Below are 19,673 nucleotides of genomic sequence, written 5' to 3' on the forward strand. Positions count from 1 at the left end.
GCGCAGACCGGCTACTCCCCCACCGACCATTTCCGGTAAATTTTTTCAAGCTCCCTACCCTTCTCCGGATATTGTTCTATCACATTTTCCGACTCTCCGATGTTCTCCTTCAGATTGACTAAGAAAAGTCCATCCGCAACCGGCTCCCAGGGCGCATCTGTGTTGCCTGCCGGGTCAATGGGGGCATACAGCAGCTTCCAGTCGCCTTTGCGGACCGCCCACCGGTGGGGGCCTTCCCAAATCAGATGTTCATGGGGTGAGGGAGCATCTTTTTCAAGGACATCTCGTAGAGACCGGCCTTCCAGGTGACCGTGAATATTTTCCGCGCCTGCATAATCCAGTACGGTCGGAAACCAGTCCATGCCCGCCGCCATTTGATCCCGTACCAGCCCGGCAGGGACCGCTTTGGGGTAGCTGATCATAGCCGGCACGCGGATGCCTGCTTCGAATAAGGAAAACTTACAGCCTCGATAAGGGCCTGCATAGCCTCCGCCTCCAAAGGTGCGGACTTCGGTGCTGTGCCCGTGGTCTGACTGTAAAATAACGATGGTGTTTTCCCGAAGCCCGTAGCGGTCTAACTGATCCATCAGGCGGCCCAGGCTCTCATCGATGGTGCTGATAAATGCGGCATATTCTTTCCGGGGCGATGGCAAATCCGCATAGTATTCCCGCCACTGGGACTTGGCCTGTAACGGATAATGCGGCATATTGATGGCATAGTACAGGAAGAAAGGCACCTCCCGGTGCGTCCGGATATAATCGTGGGCTTCCTGCTCCATCAGGTCGAGGAAGAATTCCCCATCGTGCCAGACTTCCTCTCCGTTTCGCCAGAGATCGTGGCGGTTAGGCCCATTCCAGTAAAAAAAGTGGGAATAGTTGTCAATGCATCCGCCCATGTGCCCAAAAGAGTAGTCGAACCCCTGGGCGTTTGGCATTTTATCAGGCTGATAGCCGAGGTGCCATTTGCCGATGTGGGCGGTTTGGTAGCCTTCTGCCTTCAGGGCCTCTGCCAGCGTGAAGGCTTCGCCGGGCAGCCCTTCGTGAGCGCCCGGCTGTGAGGTGGCGTTGTTGTTCAACCCGGCTTTAGTGGGCGTCATCCCGGTCAGCAGGGATGCCCGGGAGGGAGAACAGACCGAGGAGCCCGCATAGAATTGCGTGAAACGCACGCCGCTTGCCGCCAGCGCATCCATATTGGGCGTGTACAAATCCGGGGCGCCGTAGCAGCCCATATCGAGGGTACCCTGATCATCGGTGTAAATGAGGATGACGTTGGGGCGCTGCTGAGCTTTCGCAGTATTCCAAATCCCTAGTGCCAGGAGGGCTATAAACAAGCGTATCATTTCAGGTAGTTTTCCAGTTTCGGATCGGTAGATAATGAGTACGGGCGGGCGGCAGCATCGGTAGCCCATTCCCGGTTGGGCGCTGCGCCCATTTGGAATTGCAGTTCTCCTCCAGCCTGCACTGCATCGTAGTCCAGCCAGGTGTAAGGGTGGGGCTTGCCGTTGAGGCTCGCCTGCTGTATATAAATGTTTTCAGGGCTGTTGCCCGGGGCATGGATTTGGAAGGTATTGCCATTCTCCAACTGCAGCTCCACCGAATCAAACAGGGGACTGCCCAGCACATACTGAGGCGTGCCCGGGCATACCGGATAGAAGCCCATAGCGCTGAAGACAAACCAGGCGGAAGTCTGCCCGTTGTCCTCGTCCCCACAGTACCCATCGGGTGCGGGCTGATAGAGCTTTTCCATGACTTCGCGGGACCAGGCTTGTGCCTTCCAGGGCTGACCGGCATAATTGTACAAGTAAATCATGTGCTGTATCGGCTGATTGCCATGTGCATAATTGCCCATATTGACAATCTGCATCTCCCGGATTTCATGTATGGTGAAGCCGTAGTAGCTGTCGTCAAATTTAGGAGGCATGGTGAACACCTCATCGAGCCGGGCTGCGAAGGCTTCCTCCCCGCCCATCAATTCCATCAGGCCCGCAATATCGTGAAAGACCGACCAGGTATAGTGCAGGCTGTTGCCTTCCGTAAAGGCATCGCCCCACTTAAGCGGATTGAAGGGTGATTGGAATGCACCATTTTCCAATTTACCGCGCATCCATCCGGTTTCCGGGTCAAAGAGGTTTCGGTAACGCTGACTTTGCTGATAAAAGCGCTGTGCAACGTCTTCCTTGCCCATGGCGCGGGCCATCTCCGCCAGGGTGAAGTCTGCGTAGGCGTACTCCAGGGTACGGGCAGCATTTTCATTGATCCCTACATCGTAGGGCACATATCCCAGCTTGTTGTAATAATCCACACCGGCCCGGCCCACCGACTGTACGGGGCGCCCCTCGGCTTCATTGGCATTCTTGAGCATGGCATTGAGCAGCAATTCCGCATCATACCCTTCTACGCCTTTGAGGTAGGCATCAGCAATAATGGGCGTTGAATTCGAGCCAATCATACAATCCCGGTGCCCGGGGCTTGCCCATTCCGGCAGCCAGCCCGATTCCACGTAAGTGTTTTCCAGCCCCTGCATGATCCGGCTGTTCAGCTCAGGGTACATAAGGTTGAAAAAAGGAAAAACCGCCCGGAAAGTATCCCAAAAACCATTGTCGGTGTAGAGGTATCCGGGGCGGACTTCTCCGTTATAAGGACTGTAGTGTATGATTTGCCCGTTTTCATCAATTTCGTGCAGAGGGCGCGGGAACAAGAGCAACCGGTACAGACAGGAGTAGAAGGTCTGTATATCGGCTTCTTTCCCGCCTGACACTTTGATGCGGCTCAGCTCGTCCTGCCAGCGGTCGTGACCGGCTTGTTTGGTGGCTTCAAAGGTAGCCTTACCCACTTCCTGATCGAGGTTTCGCTGTGCCTGCTCGGGGCTGATGAAGGAAGACGCCACCTTCACGTTTACCTGTTCGCCCCGCTCCGTTGCAAAGCCTACGATTGCCCCAACGTGATCGCCTTCACTGTCCAGGGTATTCGGCATGAGCTGCCAGCCATCGCCCCAGGTGTGGTGGACGGAAAAATCCTTATCGAACTCCGCTACAAAGTAGTTGTGGAAATTATCAGGCACCCCGCCGTGGTTGTTGCGGCAGTAACCGATGATCTTCCGCTCTTCCGGTAAGATTTTCACCATGGAGCCCCGGAAGAAGCCATCGAGCAGAATGTACGCCGAGTCTGTTTCCGGGAAAGTAAAGCGAAATTGCACCGCCCTTTCCGTTGGGGCCATCTCGGTCACCACATCGTAGTCGGCAAGGTATACCTTGTAATAATGTGGCTGTACCACTTCCGCTTTGTGCGAAAACCAGGACGCCCGCTCCTCTTCCTGAAATTTCAGCGTGCCCGTCACCGGCATGAGGGAGAAAGACGCATAGTCATTGATCCAGGGGCTGGGCTGATGGGTCTGCTTGAAGCCCCGGATTTTATACGCATCGTACTGATAGGTCCAGCCATCACCCATTTTGTTGGTCATGGGGGTCCAGAAGTTCATGCCCCAGGGCATCGCAATCGCGGGGTAGGTATTGCCATTGGACAGGCTGAATTCGGAATCGGTGCCCATGAGCGGATTGACGTAGCTCACGTAGTCTACGGGCTCGTTGGCAGGGCTTTCAGCCGCCTCAGAAGTAGTGCAGGCTGGCATCAAAGCCAGCCCGGCCATACAAAAAAGGGAGATGTAAATGATATACTTCATATTCGTTTAGTTGAGAATAACTTCGTCCAGGAAAGTCCACAATTCATTGCCCCGAGCGCCGTGCCATTCCGGAGGAGCCCCGTAGTTGTACACCTTGACTTTCACGTATCGGTATTGCCCGGGTTCGAGGTCCAGCTTGTAGCGGTAAACCTTAAGCTCATGCTCTTCCTGAGGCGGCAGGTCAAGGCTGCCGATGGGCTGCAGGGCGCCGGGCTGATTCCCGGCCAGCACTTCGATTTTATCCGGTGGAAAAATGTAAGATTTGGTATCCTTGAGGGCGCCCACTTCCAGTTCCTTAACATTAGTAGGCTCCCCGAAGTCAATATCCAGAAAGATGTTGTCTTTGATGCCAGTCCAGCGGTTGTCATTGTAGCTCTCGGAACCAATTTCCTGATCAAAAATCAGCTCTGCGCCTTCCTTTCCGTAGGGGAAGTCGTGCTGCGCTACGCTGTATTTGGGATAACCGGCCGGCAATCCTGCCAAAACGCTCTGATAATAGGGCTTTTCAAAGAAGGCACTTGGATTGAGCCCTTCCTCGTAGGCGATGGCCTTTACCGTGGTGTTTTCCCGAATGGTGAATGGGCCGTTGTAAGGCGTGCTATTGTTGTCCGGTTCGCTCCCATCCAGGGTGTAGTAAATCTTAGCGTTTTTGTTTTTGGAAGCCAGCTCAATGGTACGCTCGGTCCGGAAAAAGGCACCGGGCGCCACATCGTAGGGCGCAGGCGTGCCCACCACCGGAATTTCCGCCACAGCGGTGTCCTCAAAGTCGCCGGGGAAGGTCGCTGTCGGGTCCCTGCCCCATTGCTTGTTGGGCTCGGGGCCGAGTTCGAAGACCAGCTCGCCCCCCTGCATGATCGTTTTGTAATCGATGTAGTTCTTTTCATAGGGCTCCCCGTTGAGGGTGACGGACTGCACGTAGATGTTCTCCGGCGACACCTTGTTGGCCAGAATAGTGAAATCATCGCCACTCTCCAGGTGGATGACCGCTTTGGGATGAAGGGGCGCGGTCAGCTGGAAAACGCCATCGCCAGGTGCCACCTGATACATTCCCAGCGCGCTGAGCATATACCATGCCGACATCTGCCCCAGGTCTTCGTTGTTGATGAAGCCTTCCTGCGGATTGGGGTGGTACATGGTGGTCAGTACTTCATTGATGTAGCGCTGCGCCAGCCAGGGCTTGCCCACATAGTTGAACAGGTAAGGCATATGGTGCCCGGGCTCATCCCCGTGCCCGTACTTCCCGATAAATCCGGAAATATCCACATGCTGATGCCCTTCAAGGGGCGATTCATTTTGAAAAACACCCTGTAGCCACTGCGCATAGGCCTCCCGTCCGCCGTGAAGCTGCATCACGCCTTTCATATCGTGGGGGGAGTAAGCCGAATACGCCCAGATGTTGCCCGAGATGTAATGCCCTTTGAGGGAATTCCACTTCGTTGTATCCAGCAGCAGGTGCTCCCCGGTAGCCGTGATGGGCATAAAATAGCCCGTTTGCGGGTCGAAAAAATTGCGGTAGCCGATTGCACGGCGGTCAAATAAAGTTTGGTCTTTCGTTTTGCCCAGCTTCTCGGCTACCCGGGCTATCGCCCAATCGCAATAATTCTGTTCTGTGGTTTTAGAGACCGATACGCCGGTCTCTGCGGTCACATATCCGTATTTGAGGTATTCGTCCATGCCGTTGAGGTCACTCACCTGACTGTGCTTGGTGCGGTCAAAAGCAGCATAGCGGATGGCTTCGTAAGCAGCTTCCACATCCACGCCGGGGATGTCCTTCAGCACGGCATCCGCTACGGGCGATACCGCACTGTAACCGATCATGCAGCGGTTGTCGTAGCCCAGGCACTCCCAGCTTGGCAGGCCTACATCATCCACGGCTACCCGCGAGGACAGGCTGTTTACAAACCCGGCTGTCTTTTCCGTTTCAATGATGGTAAAGAGGGGGTGTAAGCCGCGGTAAGTATCCCAGGTGGAGAAATTACTGTACTGCGGGATATCACTTTGGCGCACCTTTCCCTCAACGTAGTACCGCCCGTCCGCATCAGAGATGAGGTTGGGAGAGATAAAGGCGTGGTAGAGCCCGGTGTAAAACAACTTCATCTGACGGTCGGTCGCGCCCTCGATTTCGATTTTGCTCAGGACCTTCGCCCATTCGCGGCGGGCATTTTCGTGGGCCAGATCGAATCCGTCCACCGCTTCGGCTTCAAAATTGGCTTTGGCGCCCTCTATGGAAATGGAGGACAGCGCCAGGTGGACTTCCACGCTTTCCCCGGGTGCCAGATCGAAGCGGACCTGCCCAAGCAGGCCTTTCCCATTGCCTTTTTTGCCTTCTACAAGCTCTCCTTTGCGGACCAGGCTAAAGCCAGCCACCGGTTGGGAAAATTTTGCATAGAAGTACTGCGTCCGGTCTCCTGCCGACCAGCCATCACAATCTTTGTAGCCAACCAGCTCAGTATCAGAGATCAGCTCCAGGTAAGTGTCCTGTATGTTTTCGTTGATTTGATGATTGGGATCGAAGAGCAGGTAATCCTCCCCTTCCCCATTGAAGGTATAGCGGTGGTAGCCCATGCGCGTACCCGCTGTAAGCTCCACCAGTACCTCTTCCTCGTGCAGCAGCAGTTTATAATACCCGGCTGAGGCCGATTCGTTATCGTGGGAAAACCGGGCACGGTAACCTGTATCCGCCTTTCCGTCCTCCCCTGAGCTCGTATGCGCCTCCCGGGCAGGCATTACCAGGATATCCCCCAGACCGGACAAGCCCGGCCCGCTAATGTGCGTATGTGCAAAGCCTTTAACGATGGTATCGTTGTAGTGATAGCCGGAGCAATAGTCCCAGGACTTATACTCATTGGAAGGGCTCAGCTGTACCATCCCAAAGGGCGTCGTCGCTCCTGGAAAGGTGTGCCCGGTGCCGCCCGTGCCAATCATGGGGTCCACAAAAGGCAGGTACTTTTCACCGGATGGTGCAGCTTGCTCATTTGAGCTGCCACTGCAGGCAGCCATCATAACTATAAGCAAGAGAAGGATTAGATTTTTCTGCATCGTTGAGTATGGCATTATTCGGTATAGGAATCATAGACGGACAGCAGGCGGACCGGCGGCCAGCCCTGCTCCGGTGGTTCGGGCAAGGTGAGTTTCACTGTTTTAGGCTCCCCCGGGCAGAGATCAAAGAAGTTGTCGGAGAAATTGCCCGGCAGGCCTTCCAGGCTGATGTACAGCCCCATCACCAACACGCTGGATTGTAAGGTAACGCTGAGTTGCGCCCCATTGGCCTCTGTACTTACTTTAACCTTGGGCGCGGGCAGGTGCAAATCGCGGGCCGGCACCAGATAGGCGGTGTGGTCGTAGGCCACCCCTTTGGTATCAGACAATTGGACTCGTATCCACAAATCAGCGGCATCGTAGTCTGCTGTTGCTGTTTTCAAGTCTTCCAGCCCGACCAGCGCTTTACCGTTAGCCGGCACATTCAGGCTTTTTTCCTCCAGCCACAGGCGTTCGCCAGTCAGGCGGTAGAGCCCGATGCTCAGGCGCAGGCGTTTATCCTGAGGCTCATCGGAAACCACCGTGACCGACCATTCCTCTTCATCTGTTTCCAATACCGCCAGTAAGGGGCTGAACGCCTGCCGGACCGCATAATGCAGGGCTTTCCATTGCCCGTAGTAGTCGATGCCTGCCCAGGACGCCACCGGCCAGCAGTCATTGAGCTGCCAGTAGAGCGTGCCCATACAGAAGGGCTTGGCTTTGCGGTGGGCTTCGATAGCAATACGTATTCCTTCCGCCTGCAGTAGTTGGCTGAGGTAGAGGAAGGTTTCAAAGTCTTTAGGCTCCCGGTAGTGCTGCAGCAGGTACTTACGTATAATGCCGTTGCCCCGGGGATGCTTTTGGTGGAGCTGCATGACCGGCGACTCAATCGACCAGTCTTCAGGCTCTGCATAACGCCGGACCGAATCCAGCAGTGGGAAGGACTGAAACCCATACTCGCTCATGAAGCGGGGCACCGCCCATTTGTAGGTGGAAAATGGCGCTTCTTCGTGCCAAACACCCCAATAGTGGACATCGCCTTTATCGTAATTATCGTGGTCAGAGTAATCGTATACCGGTGAAGAAGGCAGGTAATCGCGTGTCGGATCGTTCCCCTCTACAAGTTCAGGCAGAACTGCTTCAAACAGCCGCTCGTAATCATCAGCCATAAGCTGGCAGTCCGATTCGTTGTAGCCATATTCTTTTTGCCAGCCCCAGTGCTGCCAGCCCACGGCGATTTCGTTATTGCCACACCATAATGCCAGGCTGGGATGCCCTTTCAGCCGGTGAATGTTGTAAATGGCTTCCGCCCGGATATTGTCCAGAAAATCGGGATCGCCCGGATACATGGTGCAGGCAAACATGAAATCCTGCCACACCATAATGCCGTACTCATCGGCCAGGTCGTAAAAGAGGTCAGATTCATAAATACCGCCGCCCCAAATGCGTACCATATTCATATTGGCAGCCGCCATGTCCTCAAATACCTGCCGGTAATGAGCTTCCGTGGGCCGGTCCAGAAAACTGTCTTGCGGGATATAGTTGGCTCCTTTGGCGAATAGAGGCTGCCCGTTGACCTCAAAATGGAAGCTGCGGCCCTCCTCATCGGCCTCTCGTATGAGCTGTATAGTGCACAAACCAAACCGGCCCGGCTTTTGATCGATGGTCTCAGCAGCATGCTTCAACTGCCAGTTCAAATCGTAAAGCACCGGCTCTCCCCAACTGCGGGGCCACCAATAGTCTGCGCCCTGCAAGGCCACGTCAAAAGCAATCGTATGCTCACCGGGCTGCAGCTGAACGGTATGCTCAAAAACCCAGCGACCCTGACCGATATTCAGCGCTACAGTATATGCGCCGGCTATCGAAGTGACTACCGTTACCTCTGCCCGCGCCACACCTCCTGTTTCGGTAAGGGATTGAGTGACCAGATTGGCCGTCTTCATTCGGGCCGTATCAAAACTAATCAGCTCCACCGGGCGCCAGACACCGGAAGTCACAAACCTTGGGCCCCAGTCCCATCCATAATGATAAGGTGCCTTGCGGGTGAATACGCTCAGCTTCTCCTCAGCATGATCATTGCCCGCCGGGTAGGTAAAACCAACTGCCTCTGCCTTTGCCTGCACCTCCCGAATAGGCGAACGAAAGCGGATATGCAACTCATTGGTACCGATTTGAAGTATAGTGCCAACCTCTGCCTCGTAACCAAGGAACATATTTTGTGCTTTCAGGATGAGCTGCCCGTTCAGGAAAACATCTGCATAAGTGTCCAATCCATGAAAGACCATCATATGCCGGCCCAATTCAAGCCTGCCCTCCTCTATCTCGAAAGTGGTTTGGTACTCCCAGTCCTCTTTCTCTATCCATTGCAGTTCATTTTCATTAGTACGATAAAAGGGGTCCGGGATACGCTCCTGCCGCAGGAGGTCAGAAAAGTTATTCCCTGGCACTTGTGCAGGCAGCCACTCCATATCACCTGCTTTTCGAAAAGCCCAGTTCTGAAACAAGGGGGTGCGCACCAGCCTTGATGAAGAGGTTGTTTGATGTTGATAGTTTGTGTGAGGCATGTCGTTCTTAAGTAGTAGTGCAATCGGTCCGATAGCCAGCTACAGCTTTCATTAGGCCCACTGCGTAGTTTGAGATATTTGGGCTCTGAAATTACTAAAAAAAGTAAAAACCAGCAATAAAGCGCATATTTTTTGCCGATTTTAACTCAAAAATGCACAAACAAGAAAAAAACCGCAAGTTTTTACGTACTTTAGTCCGTGCTAACCGGCAGCCCCACCAACCAAACAAAACCTGCCGCAACCACAGAAACTATGCTAAAGGAAGAACGGCAGAGCATGATTCTGGAAATCATTAATCTGCGGAATAAAATCAAGTCAACGGAGCTGAGTGAACACCTGGGGGTCTCAGAAGATACTGTACGGCGTGATCTCCGTGAACTGGCAGAAGGCGGCTTTATAAAAAAGGTGCACGGCGGTGCACTGGCCAATCCTAAAACGCCGGAGGCTGTCCATCGTCAAAATGGCACTCCAAGCCCGGAAGCCACGCTTATTGCTCAGAAAGCAACCACCCTGCTTCGTGATGGCATGGTGCTGCTCATGGACGGAGGGCCGGTTACCCTTTCTCTCATCGACCAAATCCCGGCAGAACTGGAACTCACGATTTTCACTAATTCCATCGCTGCTGCCGAACGCCTGGCAACGCTTCCCAACATCAGCACCTACCTCCTGGGCGGCAAAATCACGGGGCGCAACCGGCTCACCGCAGGTGTGGAAGTCGTACGGGCTATTGAAGAATTGCACGCTCACCTTTGCCTCATCAATGCCTCAAGCCTGCACGAAACAATAGGCCTAACGAGCAACAACCGGGACATCGCAACCGTCAAACGAGCCATGATCGCCTCCTCTGCCCACACCGCAGTATGCTGCCCCTCTGAGCACCTGGGCCAGATACAGCCTTTTAAAGTAGCCAAACTTAATGGGTTTTCAACCCTGATCACTGATCTGTTGCCCGAAGATTCCGCCCTGGAGGGCATGAATGGGCAGAACTTGCAAATGCTATAATCTACTAAAAACCACCTGCTACATGTATACGAAACGGTACCTCCTGAAATACATTTGCTTCATCGCTCTTCTTCCCGGGGCCATAAGCACGACTGCACAATCCCCGTCAGACTGGGTCAATCCGTTTATTGGCACCTCTAACTTTGGTGCCACTCACCCCGGTGCACAGTACCCGCATGCACTGGCTTCCGTCACTCCCTTCAATGTAGCCTTCCGCGAAGGGGCCGAAAACCCTATCGAAAAGGACGCAGGCTGGAACTCCCGGTCCTACATTCAGGAAAATGGCTTCCTCACCGGTTTCAGCCACGCCAACCTTAGTGGGGTGGGCTGCCCGGAACTGGGTGTTTTGCTCCTGATGCCCACCACCGGCGAGCGCCGTTTCGACCCGGCAGCATACGGCAGTACTTATCAGGACGAGGAAGCCTCTCCAGGCTACTACAGTTGCTACCTTAATGAATATGACATCAAGGCTGAAGTAAGCAGCACACTACGTACCGGCATCAGTCGCTATACTTTCCCTGTAGGAGAATCGCACATCCTGCTCAACCTCGGCCTCGGGCTGACTAACGAAACCGGCGGCATGGTCAAAGTCAACTCCCCTCAGGAAGTGGAAGGCTACCGCATGATTGGTACCTTCTGCTATAACCCGGAAGACGTGCGCCCGGTCTATTTCGTAGCACAGCTCAGCCGGCCTGCACAATCTTTTGGTACCTGGAAGAAAATGCCTGAATACAAGGGGCCCGAAGGCGCGTGGACCAAGTACAACAACACCTGGAAACCCTATGAAGGCTTTACACAGGAAATGGCCGGCGATGATGTTGGTGCCTACTTCTCCTTCGAAACGCAGGCAGGCGAGACCATCGAGGTCAAGCTGGGTATTTCCTACGTCAGCATTGAGAATGCCCGGGCCAATCTGGAAGCCGAACAACCTGGCTTTGACTTTGAGGGCGTCCGAAAAGCCAGCAGGGACCGCTGGGACGAACTCCTCGGCAGAGCGCAGGTGAAAGGCACAGATGAGCAGAAAACTTTGTTCTACACCGCTCTTTATCATAGCCTTATCCACCCCAATATCCTGCAGGACGTGAACGGGGAATACCCCCTCATGGAGCAGCCCGGCGTGGGCAAAATGGAAGAAGGGCGAAACAGGTACACTGTTTTTTCTCTCTGGGATACCTACCGGAATGTCCATCCTCTGCTCAGCCTCCTCTATCCTGACCTGCAGGAAGAGATGGTACAGACGATGGTGGACATGTACGAAGAAAGCGGGTGGCTGCCTAAATGGGAGCTCCTGAGCATGGAAACCAATGTAATGGTAGGCGACCCCGGCACCCCCGTGATTGCCGATACCTATCTGCGGGGCATCCGAGGGTTTGATATTGAGAAAGCCTATGCCGCTGCCTGGAAAGCCGCCACCACTCCGGAAGCGGACAACCCGCTGCGCCCGGACTTTGATGCCTATGCCCGGCTGGGGTATGTGCCTATGGACGGGGAAGATCTGTACGGTGGCAGTGTGTCTACCGCTCTCGAATATTATCTTTCAGACTGGACACTCTCCCAACTGGCTAAAGCTCTGGGCAAAACAGCCGATGCCAGCCTGCTGGAAAACCGGGCAAAAGGGTACCTGCATTATTTCGACCCCGAAACCGGCATGCTGCGTCCCAAATATGCAGATGGGCGCTTCTACGAAAACTTTGATCCCGAAGAAGGTAAAAACTTCGAGCCAGTGACAGGCTTTGTAGAGGGCACCGCCTGGCAGTACCGCTTTTATGTACCCCATGACATCCCTTTCCTGATTGACACCCTCGGCGGAAGAGATGCCTTTGTTAAAGCCCTGACGGCCTGCTTTGCCGATGATCAGTACGATGTGGCCAACGAACCGGATATTACCTACCCGTTCCTTTACAACTATGTGCCTGGTGCCGAATGGCGTACCCAAAAGCAAGTATTGGACATCATTGACAAGCATTACACCAATACACCCGGCGGCATTCCCGGCAACGACGATACCGGCACCCTCTCCACCTGGCTCGTGTTTAGCATGATAGGGCTCTATCCGGTCTGTCCTGCCGATATGGACTACGCGGTATTCACCCCCGCTATGGAGGAAGTCCGCCTGCAATTACACCCGGATTACTACCCGGGCCGGGAACTGGTGATACAGGCGCCCCGCAAAACACCGGGCGCCATTTACATCAAAAAAGCCCGCTTTGAAGGGCAACCGCTCGAACGGCTGTTCCTGAGCCACCAGAAGCTGGTGGAAGGCGGTACGCTCCAACTTGACCTTACGACCAAACCTAAAAAGAAACAATAATGATAAAGCACATTTACTTTTGGATAGCCGCATTAATCCTGCCTGCCAGTCTGCTGGCACAACAGCACGAACTCTACCAATTCAGCCCCCGGCAGTACGTTTGCCAATACGTGGAAAGCCCGCTTACCATTGATGGCAAACTGGATGAGAAAGCCTGGAAGCAAGCCGAGTCCACGGATAAGTTCATGGACATAGAAGGCACCATCAGGCCCCTGCCCTACTACGATACGAAGGCAAAAATGCTTTGGGACTCCCAGTATTTCTACATTGCCGTAGAGCTGGAGGAGCCCCACCTTTGGGCGACTTACGACCAAAGAGACATGGTCATTTTTCATGAGAATGACTTTGAAGTGTTCATTGATCCGGATGGGGACACTCATCACTACTATGAGCTGGAAATCAACGCTCTGGGTACGCTGTGGGACCTCATTCTCACCCGCCCCTACCGCGATGGCGGACAGCCTGTTGATGCCTGGGATATCAAAGGGCTGCAATCCGGCGTACACCTGAACGGCACCCTTAACAACCCGGATGATGAAGATGAAGGCTGGACGGTGGAACTGGCCTTCCCATGGTCGGTCCTTGAAGAGCTGGCTCCACACCCTGGCCCCCCCAACGATCAGGAAATCTGGCGGGTCAACTTTTCAAGAGTGCAATGGCGCACCGAAGCGAAAGATGGCCAATATGTAAAGGAAAAAGACCCGGCCACCGGACAGCCCTACCCGGAGCACAACTGGGTGTGGTCCCCACAGGGCGCTATTGCCATGCATCAACCGGAAACCTGGGGGCTGGTACAGTTTTCCTCTACACCTGCAGGCAAGCGGGCACGATTCAACGGGCAGCCCAATCTGGAAGCCATCCGCTGGCAGCTGCGGCAGCTGTACTATAAACAGCATGCCTGGAAGGAAGCCAATGGCACTTTCACCGATGACCCTGCTCAGCTCGGGCTGGAAGGCGAGCCCATTCAGGTTGTCGCCGGAGCGGACTTCTTTTTGGCCACTTACGAATTGGGCGACCTGAAACTGCGGATCCGGGAAGATGGAAAACTGGACCATATACAGCCAAAGGAAGACGAGGAATAAACGAACCACGAATGCTACAATCGCCCTACATAGAAGTACCGGAATCGGAAGGCGCCTGCTGGGGCAGCTGGCCTGCCATTGGCAAGGCACTGAAGCAGCATCTTCAGCAGTTGGACAAGGCTAAAACCATATTGGCTGTAGAGTGCTACCCCGGCACCTACGCCAATATAGATATGGGCTTCCTGAAGTCAACGCTTTCGCCCAATGTGGTGTGCCGGGCAGAGGACCTTTTCCTGGAGGAAAATGAAATCCGGCAGCGCATAGGGCCGGGCTTTGCCAAAACACCGAGAGCAGATGCCAACCTGCCAACAACCATTGCTTCCTACTTTGACCCTCAGAAGCTGACCTCCATTCAGGAGACCATTGCGGAGATTGAAACCGGCATCATCCTCGTCCACGGTGTGGGGGCCCACCTGATCGCGCAGCCCGATGTGCTGGTCTATTCGGATGTTTCCCGTTACGAACTGATTCAGCGGCTCAGGCGGAAAGACATCACCAATATCGGCGTGGATAACCGGGAGCTGGGCTACGATTTGCAATATGCCTGGAGCTATTTCATTGACTGGTCCCTGGGCGACCACATCAAGCAGCAACTTTTACCTGCCTGCGACTACATACTGGAGACCAACAACTGGCAACGACCGAAAATGGTGGCAGGAGATGCCATCAGAAGAGGATTTGAGCTGGCCCTTGAGCGCCCGGTTTATCCTTCTCCTTTTTTCGACCCGGAGCTATGGGATGAAACCAGCCCACGACAACAACCGGGTGAGCTGGGCGTCAATTTCCACCTGCGGGTAGAAGAGGACAATCTGCTTTTTAAAATATGTGACCAGTTGATCGAAGCTCCCGTTGTTAATCTCTTGTTCTACAAGTCCAAAGAATTCCTCGGGGCCGGCATCCGCCAAATCTATGGAGACCGGCTGCCCTTTTACATTCAGTTTTTCGACCACCTTCAGCAGCAACTCCCTGATATCAATTACTATCCTGACCCTTCGGCCATGGCCCGGTATTTTGGCAAAACTGCCCGGCACCAAGACTACTACTATGTGGTAAAGGCGCGCAAAAATGCCACACTTTTGGCTGGAGCCATACCCACAGAAGCGATTGCCGACCAAAAACAATATATAGACGCCAAGGAGTGGGCAAAATTACTCCAAGCCTTCCCTCTCGAAAAAGGTTCGGTTGCCTGTATTGCAGCGGGTGTGGTGCATAGCACAGGTACTGGTTGCCAGCTACTTAATATCGGGATCGCTTCTCCTTTTTTCAGGCAACACCTGATCAGCAAAAAGACGGGTAAAAGGCCGCACCTGAGCGCGCCCGAGAAAGATATGACCGGACACCTCTACCCCTTGGCTCCTGCCCTGGCTCAGCCTGCTTCAATGGAAAGTGCTCCCTATGAAGACCACTTCCTGGAACTGCAACAGTTGTCGGGGGGTGAAAGACTGGAACTGGCAGCTGCCAACCAAGTGCGGGCAATATGCGTGGTGGAAGGCACTACAGCATGGCTTACTTACGGTGATGGCGACCGTTACCAGCTGCTCTTTGGTCAAGTTGTGCTGTTGCCGGCCCGCCTGCAACGGCTCGTCTGGGAAGCACCACCCGAAACCACTGCCATCCTGATCACTATTAAAGCCTGATCAGACCACGAGTGCGTACTTATCCTCCCGCTCCAGATAATACCTGGCGTTCTCGGCCACTACGATATCCAGGGGCAGGTGCTGAATGGCATCCACTTCCTTATCGAAAATGAGTTTCTGTACGACGCTCGTCAGGCTGAGATAGCCCTGCTCCACCGGGTTTTGGTTGATCAGGAACTGTATGGCGCCTTTTTTCAGGTAAGCGATATTTTCCGGCAGCAGATCGAAGCCTACGATACGGATATCCTGAAGTGCCTCCTGCCCCAATGCGTCCAGAATTTTATACGCCCGGGAGTTTGTGACAAAAAAGCCCTTTAGCTCAGGCTGTTCTCTTAAGAGTTCAAGCAGGAAAGCCCGCAGGGCTTTTTTGTTTTCAAAAGCCTCAAAAACCACCTTTTCCACCCGGTTACGGTCGCCCATGCCCTGCGCCTGAAAGTAATCTTCTAACCCCTGAGCCTTGTCAGAAAGATGCTTTGCGTTAGCGGGTTCCTTGGAAAGGTTGACCACAGCTACCCGTCCGGTCGGCCCCATGCTGAAGCTCAGCAGTTTGCCTGCCAGCACCCCGCTTTGGTAGGAATTCTGGCCAACGTAAGTCAGCACGTTCTCACCCGAGAGCTCCGTATTGAACAGAGACACCGTAATTCCAAGCCGGGCACAGGCCTCGAGCAATTCGTTGGCGGCCTTGAGGAATACCGGAGGAAAGACAAGAGCTTCGGGCATGGTTTTGAGCGCGACTTTGGCTTTTTGGGCAAAGTCAGCCTGGTCAAAAAGGTTGAAATAAAAATGCTCAAGCTCCACCCCATAATGCTTTACTGAATGCCAGGCTTTGTTCACCCCAACATTGGGCAACTCCCAGTAAGGGTCAATGCTGGGGTCCGGCATTAACAGCGCGATACGCATAATTTTGCGGGTGGCAAGGGTACGGGCAATGATATTGGGCTCATAGCCCAACTCTTCCATCACGGCTTTCACTCTTGCCCGTTTCTCCGGCGAAACGTTCCCTCTGTTGTGAATGACCCGGTCAACAGTGCCCGTGGAGACTTTTGCTTTTTTAGCAATGTCCTTTATTCGAATTCGATTTCCCATTAGTCCTATTAGGTTGTAGCCTATTAAAACGTGTAACTGCAATCGCTGCAATTTCAACAGCCGGGTGAGCAGGCGCAGGGGCTATAATACGTATAAAATTGGATATGTGTCCGAACACAGCGTTAAAATATTTCAAATTACTCGCTTAAAACTAGAAAAAATTATACTTTTGTAGACGTAAGCATAATTTTTCAAGTATTGCCCTTCATGTTTGGGCAGTTAATCCAATAGCATCTTGAGCACTCTTGCGCTAGGCGTAGATATAGGAGGAACGAGCACCAAGCTAAGCTTGGTGGACCGCTCGGGCGTCATCTTACAGCGTGCTGTATTTCCCACGCAAAGTAACGGGCAAACAGACTACCCAACTACTTTGGTAGAGGCTATGCAAAAACTGCTGCAGTACGCGCCTTATCCCCTTGAAGGTATTGGTGTAGGTGCTCCCGGTTGCGATCCCGTCTCCGGCTATATCAGCTATGCGGTCAACCTTCCTTTTTCTACGCCCTTCCCAATAAGGGATTTTTTGTCCCAAAAACTGTGTGCGCACACAGTATTAGTAAAGGACTCTACCGCAGCTGCATTGGGCGAAAAAATGTGGGGCGGTGCCCGGCAAATGGAGAACTTCGTCCTGGTGGCACTGGGCACTGGGCTGGGCAGTGCTTTTTATATCAACGGAAAAATAGTGGAAGGCGGGCACGGGCTGGCCAGCGAACTGGGCCATACCATAGCAGTGCCAGATGGCCGGAAGTGCTCCTGCGGGCGCCACGGCTGCCTGGAGACCTACGTCTCCGCAACGGGCCTGCGCAGGACCTGCCAGGCTCTAATGGGCCAGGAAATCATCCCCAGTGCCCTTCGGGAGCTGCCCCAATCGGCACTGACCGCCAAGACTATTTCCCTGGCAGCAAAGGAAGGTGATCCCCTGGCACAAATGGCTCTAGAGGATTTATCCCGGCGACTGGGCAATGCTCTGGCGGCTATAGTTTTGCAAACTGACCCCGAAGGCATTTTTTTATCAGGAGGGCTTTCCAATGCCGGCCCAATGCTGGCTGAGCGGGTGGCGCACCATATGAATGCACAGCTATTGCCAGCCTTCCGGGGCAAGGTGAAAGTAGAAGTTTCCCGTTTAGGCGCAGATACCGCAGGCACACTGGGAGCAGCAGCACAAGTCTATCTTGGCGCCCCGGTCACCTAAACAGACAAACAGAATAGAAGAAATCAAAACCGAAAACTCAAGTTCACTTATGAGGAATTTTCTGAAATACCAGCTGCGATCTGTAGAAAAGATGCGGACTACGGTTTGGCCCAAAGCTACAGATGGCTCCGTTCATGTAGCTAAGTCGATTGCCCTCGCCATACGGCAGCGCCAACAGGAGAACAAGCACATTGTGCTCGGGCTCGCAACCGGCTCCTCCCCAATTCAGGTATACCGGGAGTTGGTGCGCATGCACAAGGAAGAAGACCTGAGCTTCAGAAATGTCATCACTTTCAACCTGGATGAGTACTATCCTATGCCGCCCAATGCCCGGCAGAGCTACGTGCGCTTCATGAATGAACACCTCTTCGACCACATTGACATCCAAAAGAAAAACATCCACATTCCGGATGGCACCCTTGAAATGGACGATGTGGAATCCTATTGCGAAGAGTACGAGCGTAAAATAAAATACTACGGAGGCATTGATATCCAACTTCTGGGTATAGGACGGACGGGGCATATCGGGTTCAACGAGCCGGGCTCCTGGGAGACCTCTGTTACCCGCATGGTACGCCTGGATGCCCTGACCCGCCGGGATGCCGCGAAGGACTTCGACCGGGAAGAAGACATTCCCTACCGGGCTATCACCATGGGCATTCAGACCATCATGGAAGCCCGCAAAATCTTCCTGCTGGGCTGGGGGCAGCACAAAGCTGCCATTCTTCAGAAAGCCGTCGAGGAGGAAATCACGCCAAATATCCCTTCCACCTTCCTGCAAAAGCACAAGGATGTCAGCGTACACCTGGACTACGGCGCAGCAGAACTGCTGACCCGTTTTGAGGCACCCTGGCTCATTGGTATTTGCAACTGGGACGAAGACCTCATTTGCAAAGCCGTAACCTGGCTGTCCAGAAAAGTGCAAAAGCCTATTCTCAAACTCACTACAGAAGACTACGCTGAGAATGGCCTGAGCGACCTCACGATAGAACACGCTTCGGCTTACAACATCAACATCCGGATTTTCAACCGCCTGCAGCATACCATATCTGGCTGGCCCGGTGGAAAACCGAATGCAGACGATACCACCCGCCCCGAGCGCAAGACGCCTTCCAAAAAGCGGGTCATTATATTCAGCCCACACCCGGATGACGATGTCATTTCAATGGGCGGTACTTTTCAGCGGCTTGTTGAGCAGGGGCATGAAGTGCATGTAGCCTACCAGACATCCGGAAATATTGCCGTGCACGATCACCATGCCCGCCACTTTCTGGAATTCTGCATTGAGCTGATGGACGCTGAAAATGGCGACTACAAAGAACTCGACACCCGGGTGCGGCAGATGCTGAAGCAGGTGATCACCAAAGATATCAACAGCATTGCTGCGCAGGAAACCCGCCTGGTCAAAGGGCTCGTCAGAAGAGGGGAAGCCCGTGCAGGGGCCCGCCTTTGCGGGCTGGAGGATGAGCAAATCCACTTCCTGGATATGCCGTTTTATGAAACCGGCCGTACTCGTAAAAAGCCTCTGGGCGAACAGGATATTCAGATTATCGTAGACCTGATGGAAAAGATTAAGCCCCATCAGGTGTATGCTGCAGGTGACCTGGCAGACCCACACGGTACCCATGCCACCTGCCTGGAGGCCATCTTCCAGGCTTATGACCGGATCAAGGAAAAAGACTGGGCGCAGGACGCATGGCTATGGCTCTACCGCGGCGCATGGCATGAATGGCCGGTACATGAAATCGAAATGGCCGTGCCTATCAGCCCGGTGGAACTTCTTAAGAAGCGGGATGCCATCTTCATGCATCAGTCCCAAAAAGACCGCCCGCCATTCCCCGGCAATGACTCCCGGGAGTTTTGGCAGCGTGCCGAAGACCGGAACAAGCACCTGGCCAATCAGTACCGCGCTTTGGGCCTGGCAGAGTATGAAGCCATGGAAGCCTTTAGCCGCTGGAAGTTTGACTGGCAGACTGGCGAAAAGCCTGTCAAAGCGGCCAGGGAAGCCCCTGAGCCGGATTCAAAGCGAAAAAAAGCGAAAGCAAAGGTCTAAGTCACTATTAAGAATTTAAGTTTCATACACTATTTTTCAGAGAGGAAGGCCC

The 19,673-nt window shown here is 53.8% G+C and carries 11 protein-coding genes; 6 read left to right on the forward strand and 5 right to left on the reverse strand.

Annotated elements, in window-relative coordinates:
• Positions 1 to 11: 11 nt before the first annotated feature.
• From IX84_RS27015 to IX84_RS27030, 4 genes are read right to left on the reverse strand one after another with little or no spacing between them, the layout of a single operon-like run.
• On the reverse strand, positions 12 to 1,340 hold the full coding sequence (locus IX84_RS27015) for a sulfatase family protein (protein ID WP_052516445.1): 1,329 nt from the start codon (positions 1,338 to 1,340) through the stop codon (positions 12 to 14).
• Positions 1,337 to 3,679 (reverse strand): GH92 family glycosyl hydrolase, encoded by a 2,343-nt coding sequence (locus tag IX84_RS27020; protein ID WP_173426324.1) that lies wholly within the window; start codon positions 3,677 to 3,679, stop codon positions 1,337 to 1,339. Before IX84_RS27020 ends, IX84_RS27015 begins: the two co-directional genes overlap by 4 nt.
• Positions 3,680 to 3,685: 6 nt before the next feature.
• Positions 3,686 to 6,733, reverse strand: a complete 3,048-nt coding sequence (locus IX84_RS27025) for a GH92 family glycosyl hydrolase (protein ID WP_081968977.1) — start codon at positions 6,731 to 6,733, stop codon at positions 3,686 to 3,688.
• On the reverse strand, positions 6,733 to 9,261 hold the full coding sequence (locus IX84_RS27030; protein ID WP_044228575.1) for a beta-mannosidase: 2,529 nt from the start codon (positions 9,259 to 9,261) through the stop codon (positions 6,733 to 6,735). Before IX84_RS27030 ends, IX84_RS27025 begins: the two co-directional genes overlap by 1 nt.
• A gap of 252 nt (positions 9,262 to 9,513) precedes the next feature.
• Here IX84_RS27030 and IX84_RS27035 point away from each other — a divergent pair, with 252 nt between their 5' ends.
• The 4 genes from IX84_RS27035 to IX84_RS27050 are packed head-to-tail and all read left to right on the forward strand — an operon-like array spanning position 9,514 to position 15,293.
• Positions 9,514 to 10,263 (forward strand): DeoR/GlpR family DNA-binding transcription regulator, encoded by a 750-nt coding sequence (locus tag IX84_RS27035; RefSeq protein ID WP_044228578.1) that lies wholly within the window; start codon positions 9,514 to 9,516, stop codon positions 10,261 to 10,263.
• 22 nt (positions 10,264 to 10,285) lie between these two features.
• A complete protein-coding gene (locus tag IX84_RS27040) occupies positions 10,286 to 12,574 on the forward strand; it encodes a GH92 family glycosyl hydrolase (RefSeq protein WP_044228581.1) in 2,289 nt (762 codons plus the stop codon).
• Positions 12,574 to 13,656, forward strand: coding sequence for a carbohydrate-binding family 9-like protein (locus tag IX84_RS27045; RefSeq protein ID WP_081968978.1), 1,083 nt, complete (start codon positions 12,574 to 12,576; stop codon positions 13,654 to 13,656). Before IX84_RS27040 ends, IX84_RS27045 begins: the two co-directional genes overlap by 1 nt.
• 11 nt (positions 13,657 to 13,667) lie before the next feature.
• Complete coding sequence (locus IX84_RS27050; RefSeq protein WP_044228585.1) at positions 13,668 to 15,293, forward strand: hypothetical protein; 1,626 nt, start codon at positions 13,668 to 13,670, stop codon at positions 15,291 to 15,293.
• Here IX84_RS27050 and IX84_RS27055 read toward each other — a convergent pair whose 3' ends face one another.
• Positions 15,294 to 16,379 (reverse strand): LacI family DNA-binding transcriptional regulator, encoded by a 1,086-nt coding sequence (locus tag IX84_RS27055; protein ID WP_044228590.1) that lies wholly within the window; start codon positions 16,377 to 16,379, stop codon positions 15,294 to 15,296.
• 235 nt (positions 16,380 to 16,614) lie between these two features.
• Between IX84_RS27055 and IX84_RS27060 the strand changes: the two genes are divergently transcribed.
• Together IX84_RS27060 and nagB are read left to right on the forward strand one after the other, a co-directional pair.
• Positions 16,615 to 17,568 carry an ROK family protein gene (locus IX84_RS27060; protein WP_160213958.1) on the forward strand — a complete coding sequence of 318 codons (954 nt, stop codon included), beginning with the start codon at positions 16,615 to 16,617 and terminating at the stop codon, positions 17,566 to 17,568.
• 22 nt (positions 17,569 to 17,590) lie between these two features.
• Positions 17,591 to 19,621, forward strand: a complete 2,031-nt coding sequence (gene nagB, locus IX84_RS27065; RefSeq protein ID WP_394333440.1) for a glucosamine-6-phosphate deaminase — start codon at positions 17,591 to 17,593, stop codon at positions 19,619 to 19,621.
• Positions 19,622 to 19,673 lie beyond the last annotated feature (52 nt).

Source organism: Phaeodactylibacter xiamenensis, from assembly GCF_000759025.1.
GTDB classification, from domain to species: Bacteria; Bacteroidota; Bacteroidia; order Chitinophagales; family Saprospiraceae; genus Phaeodactylibacter; species Phaeodactylibacter xiamenensis.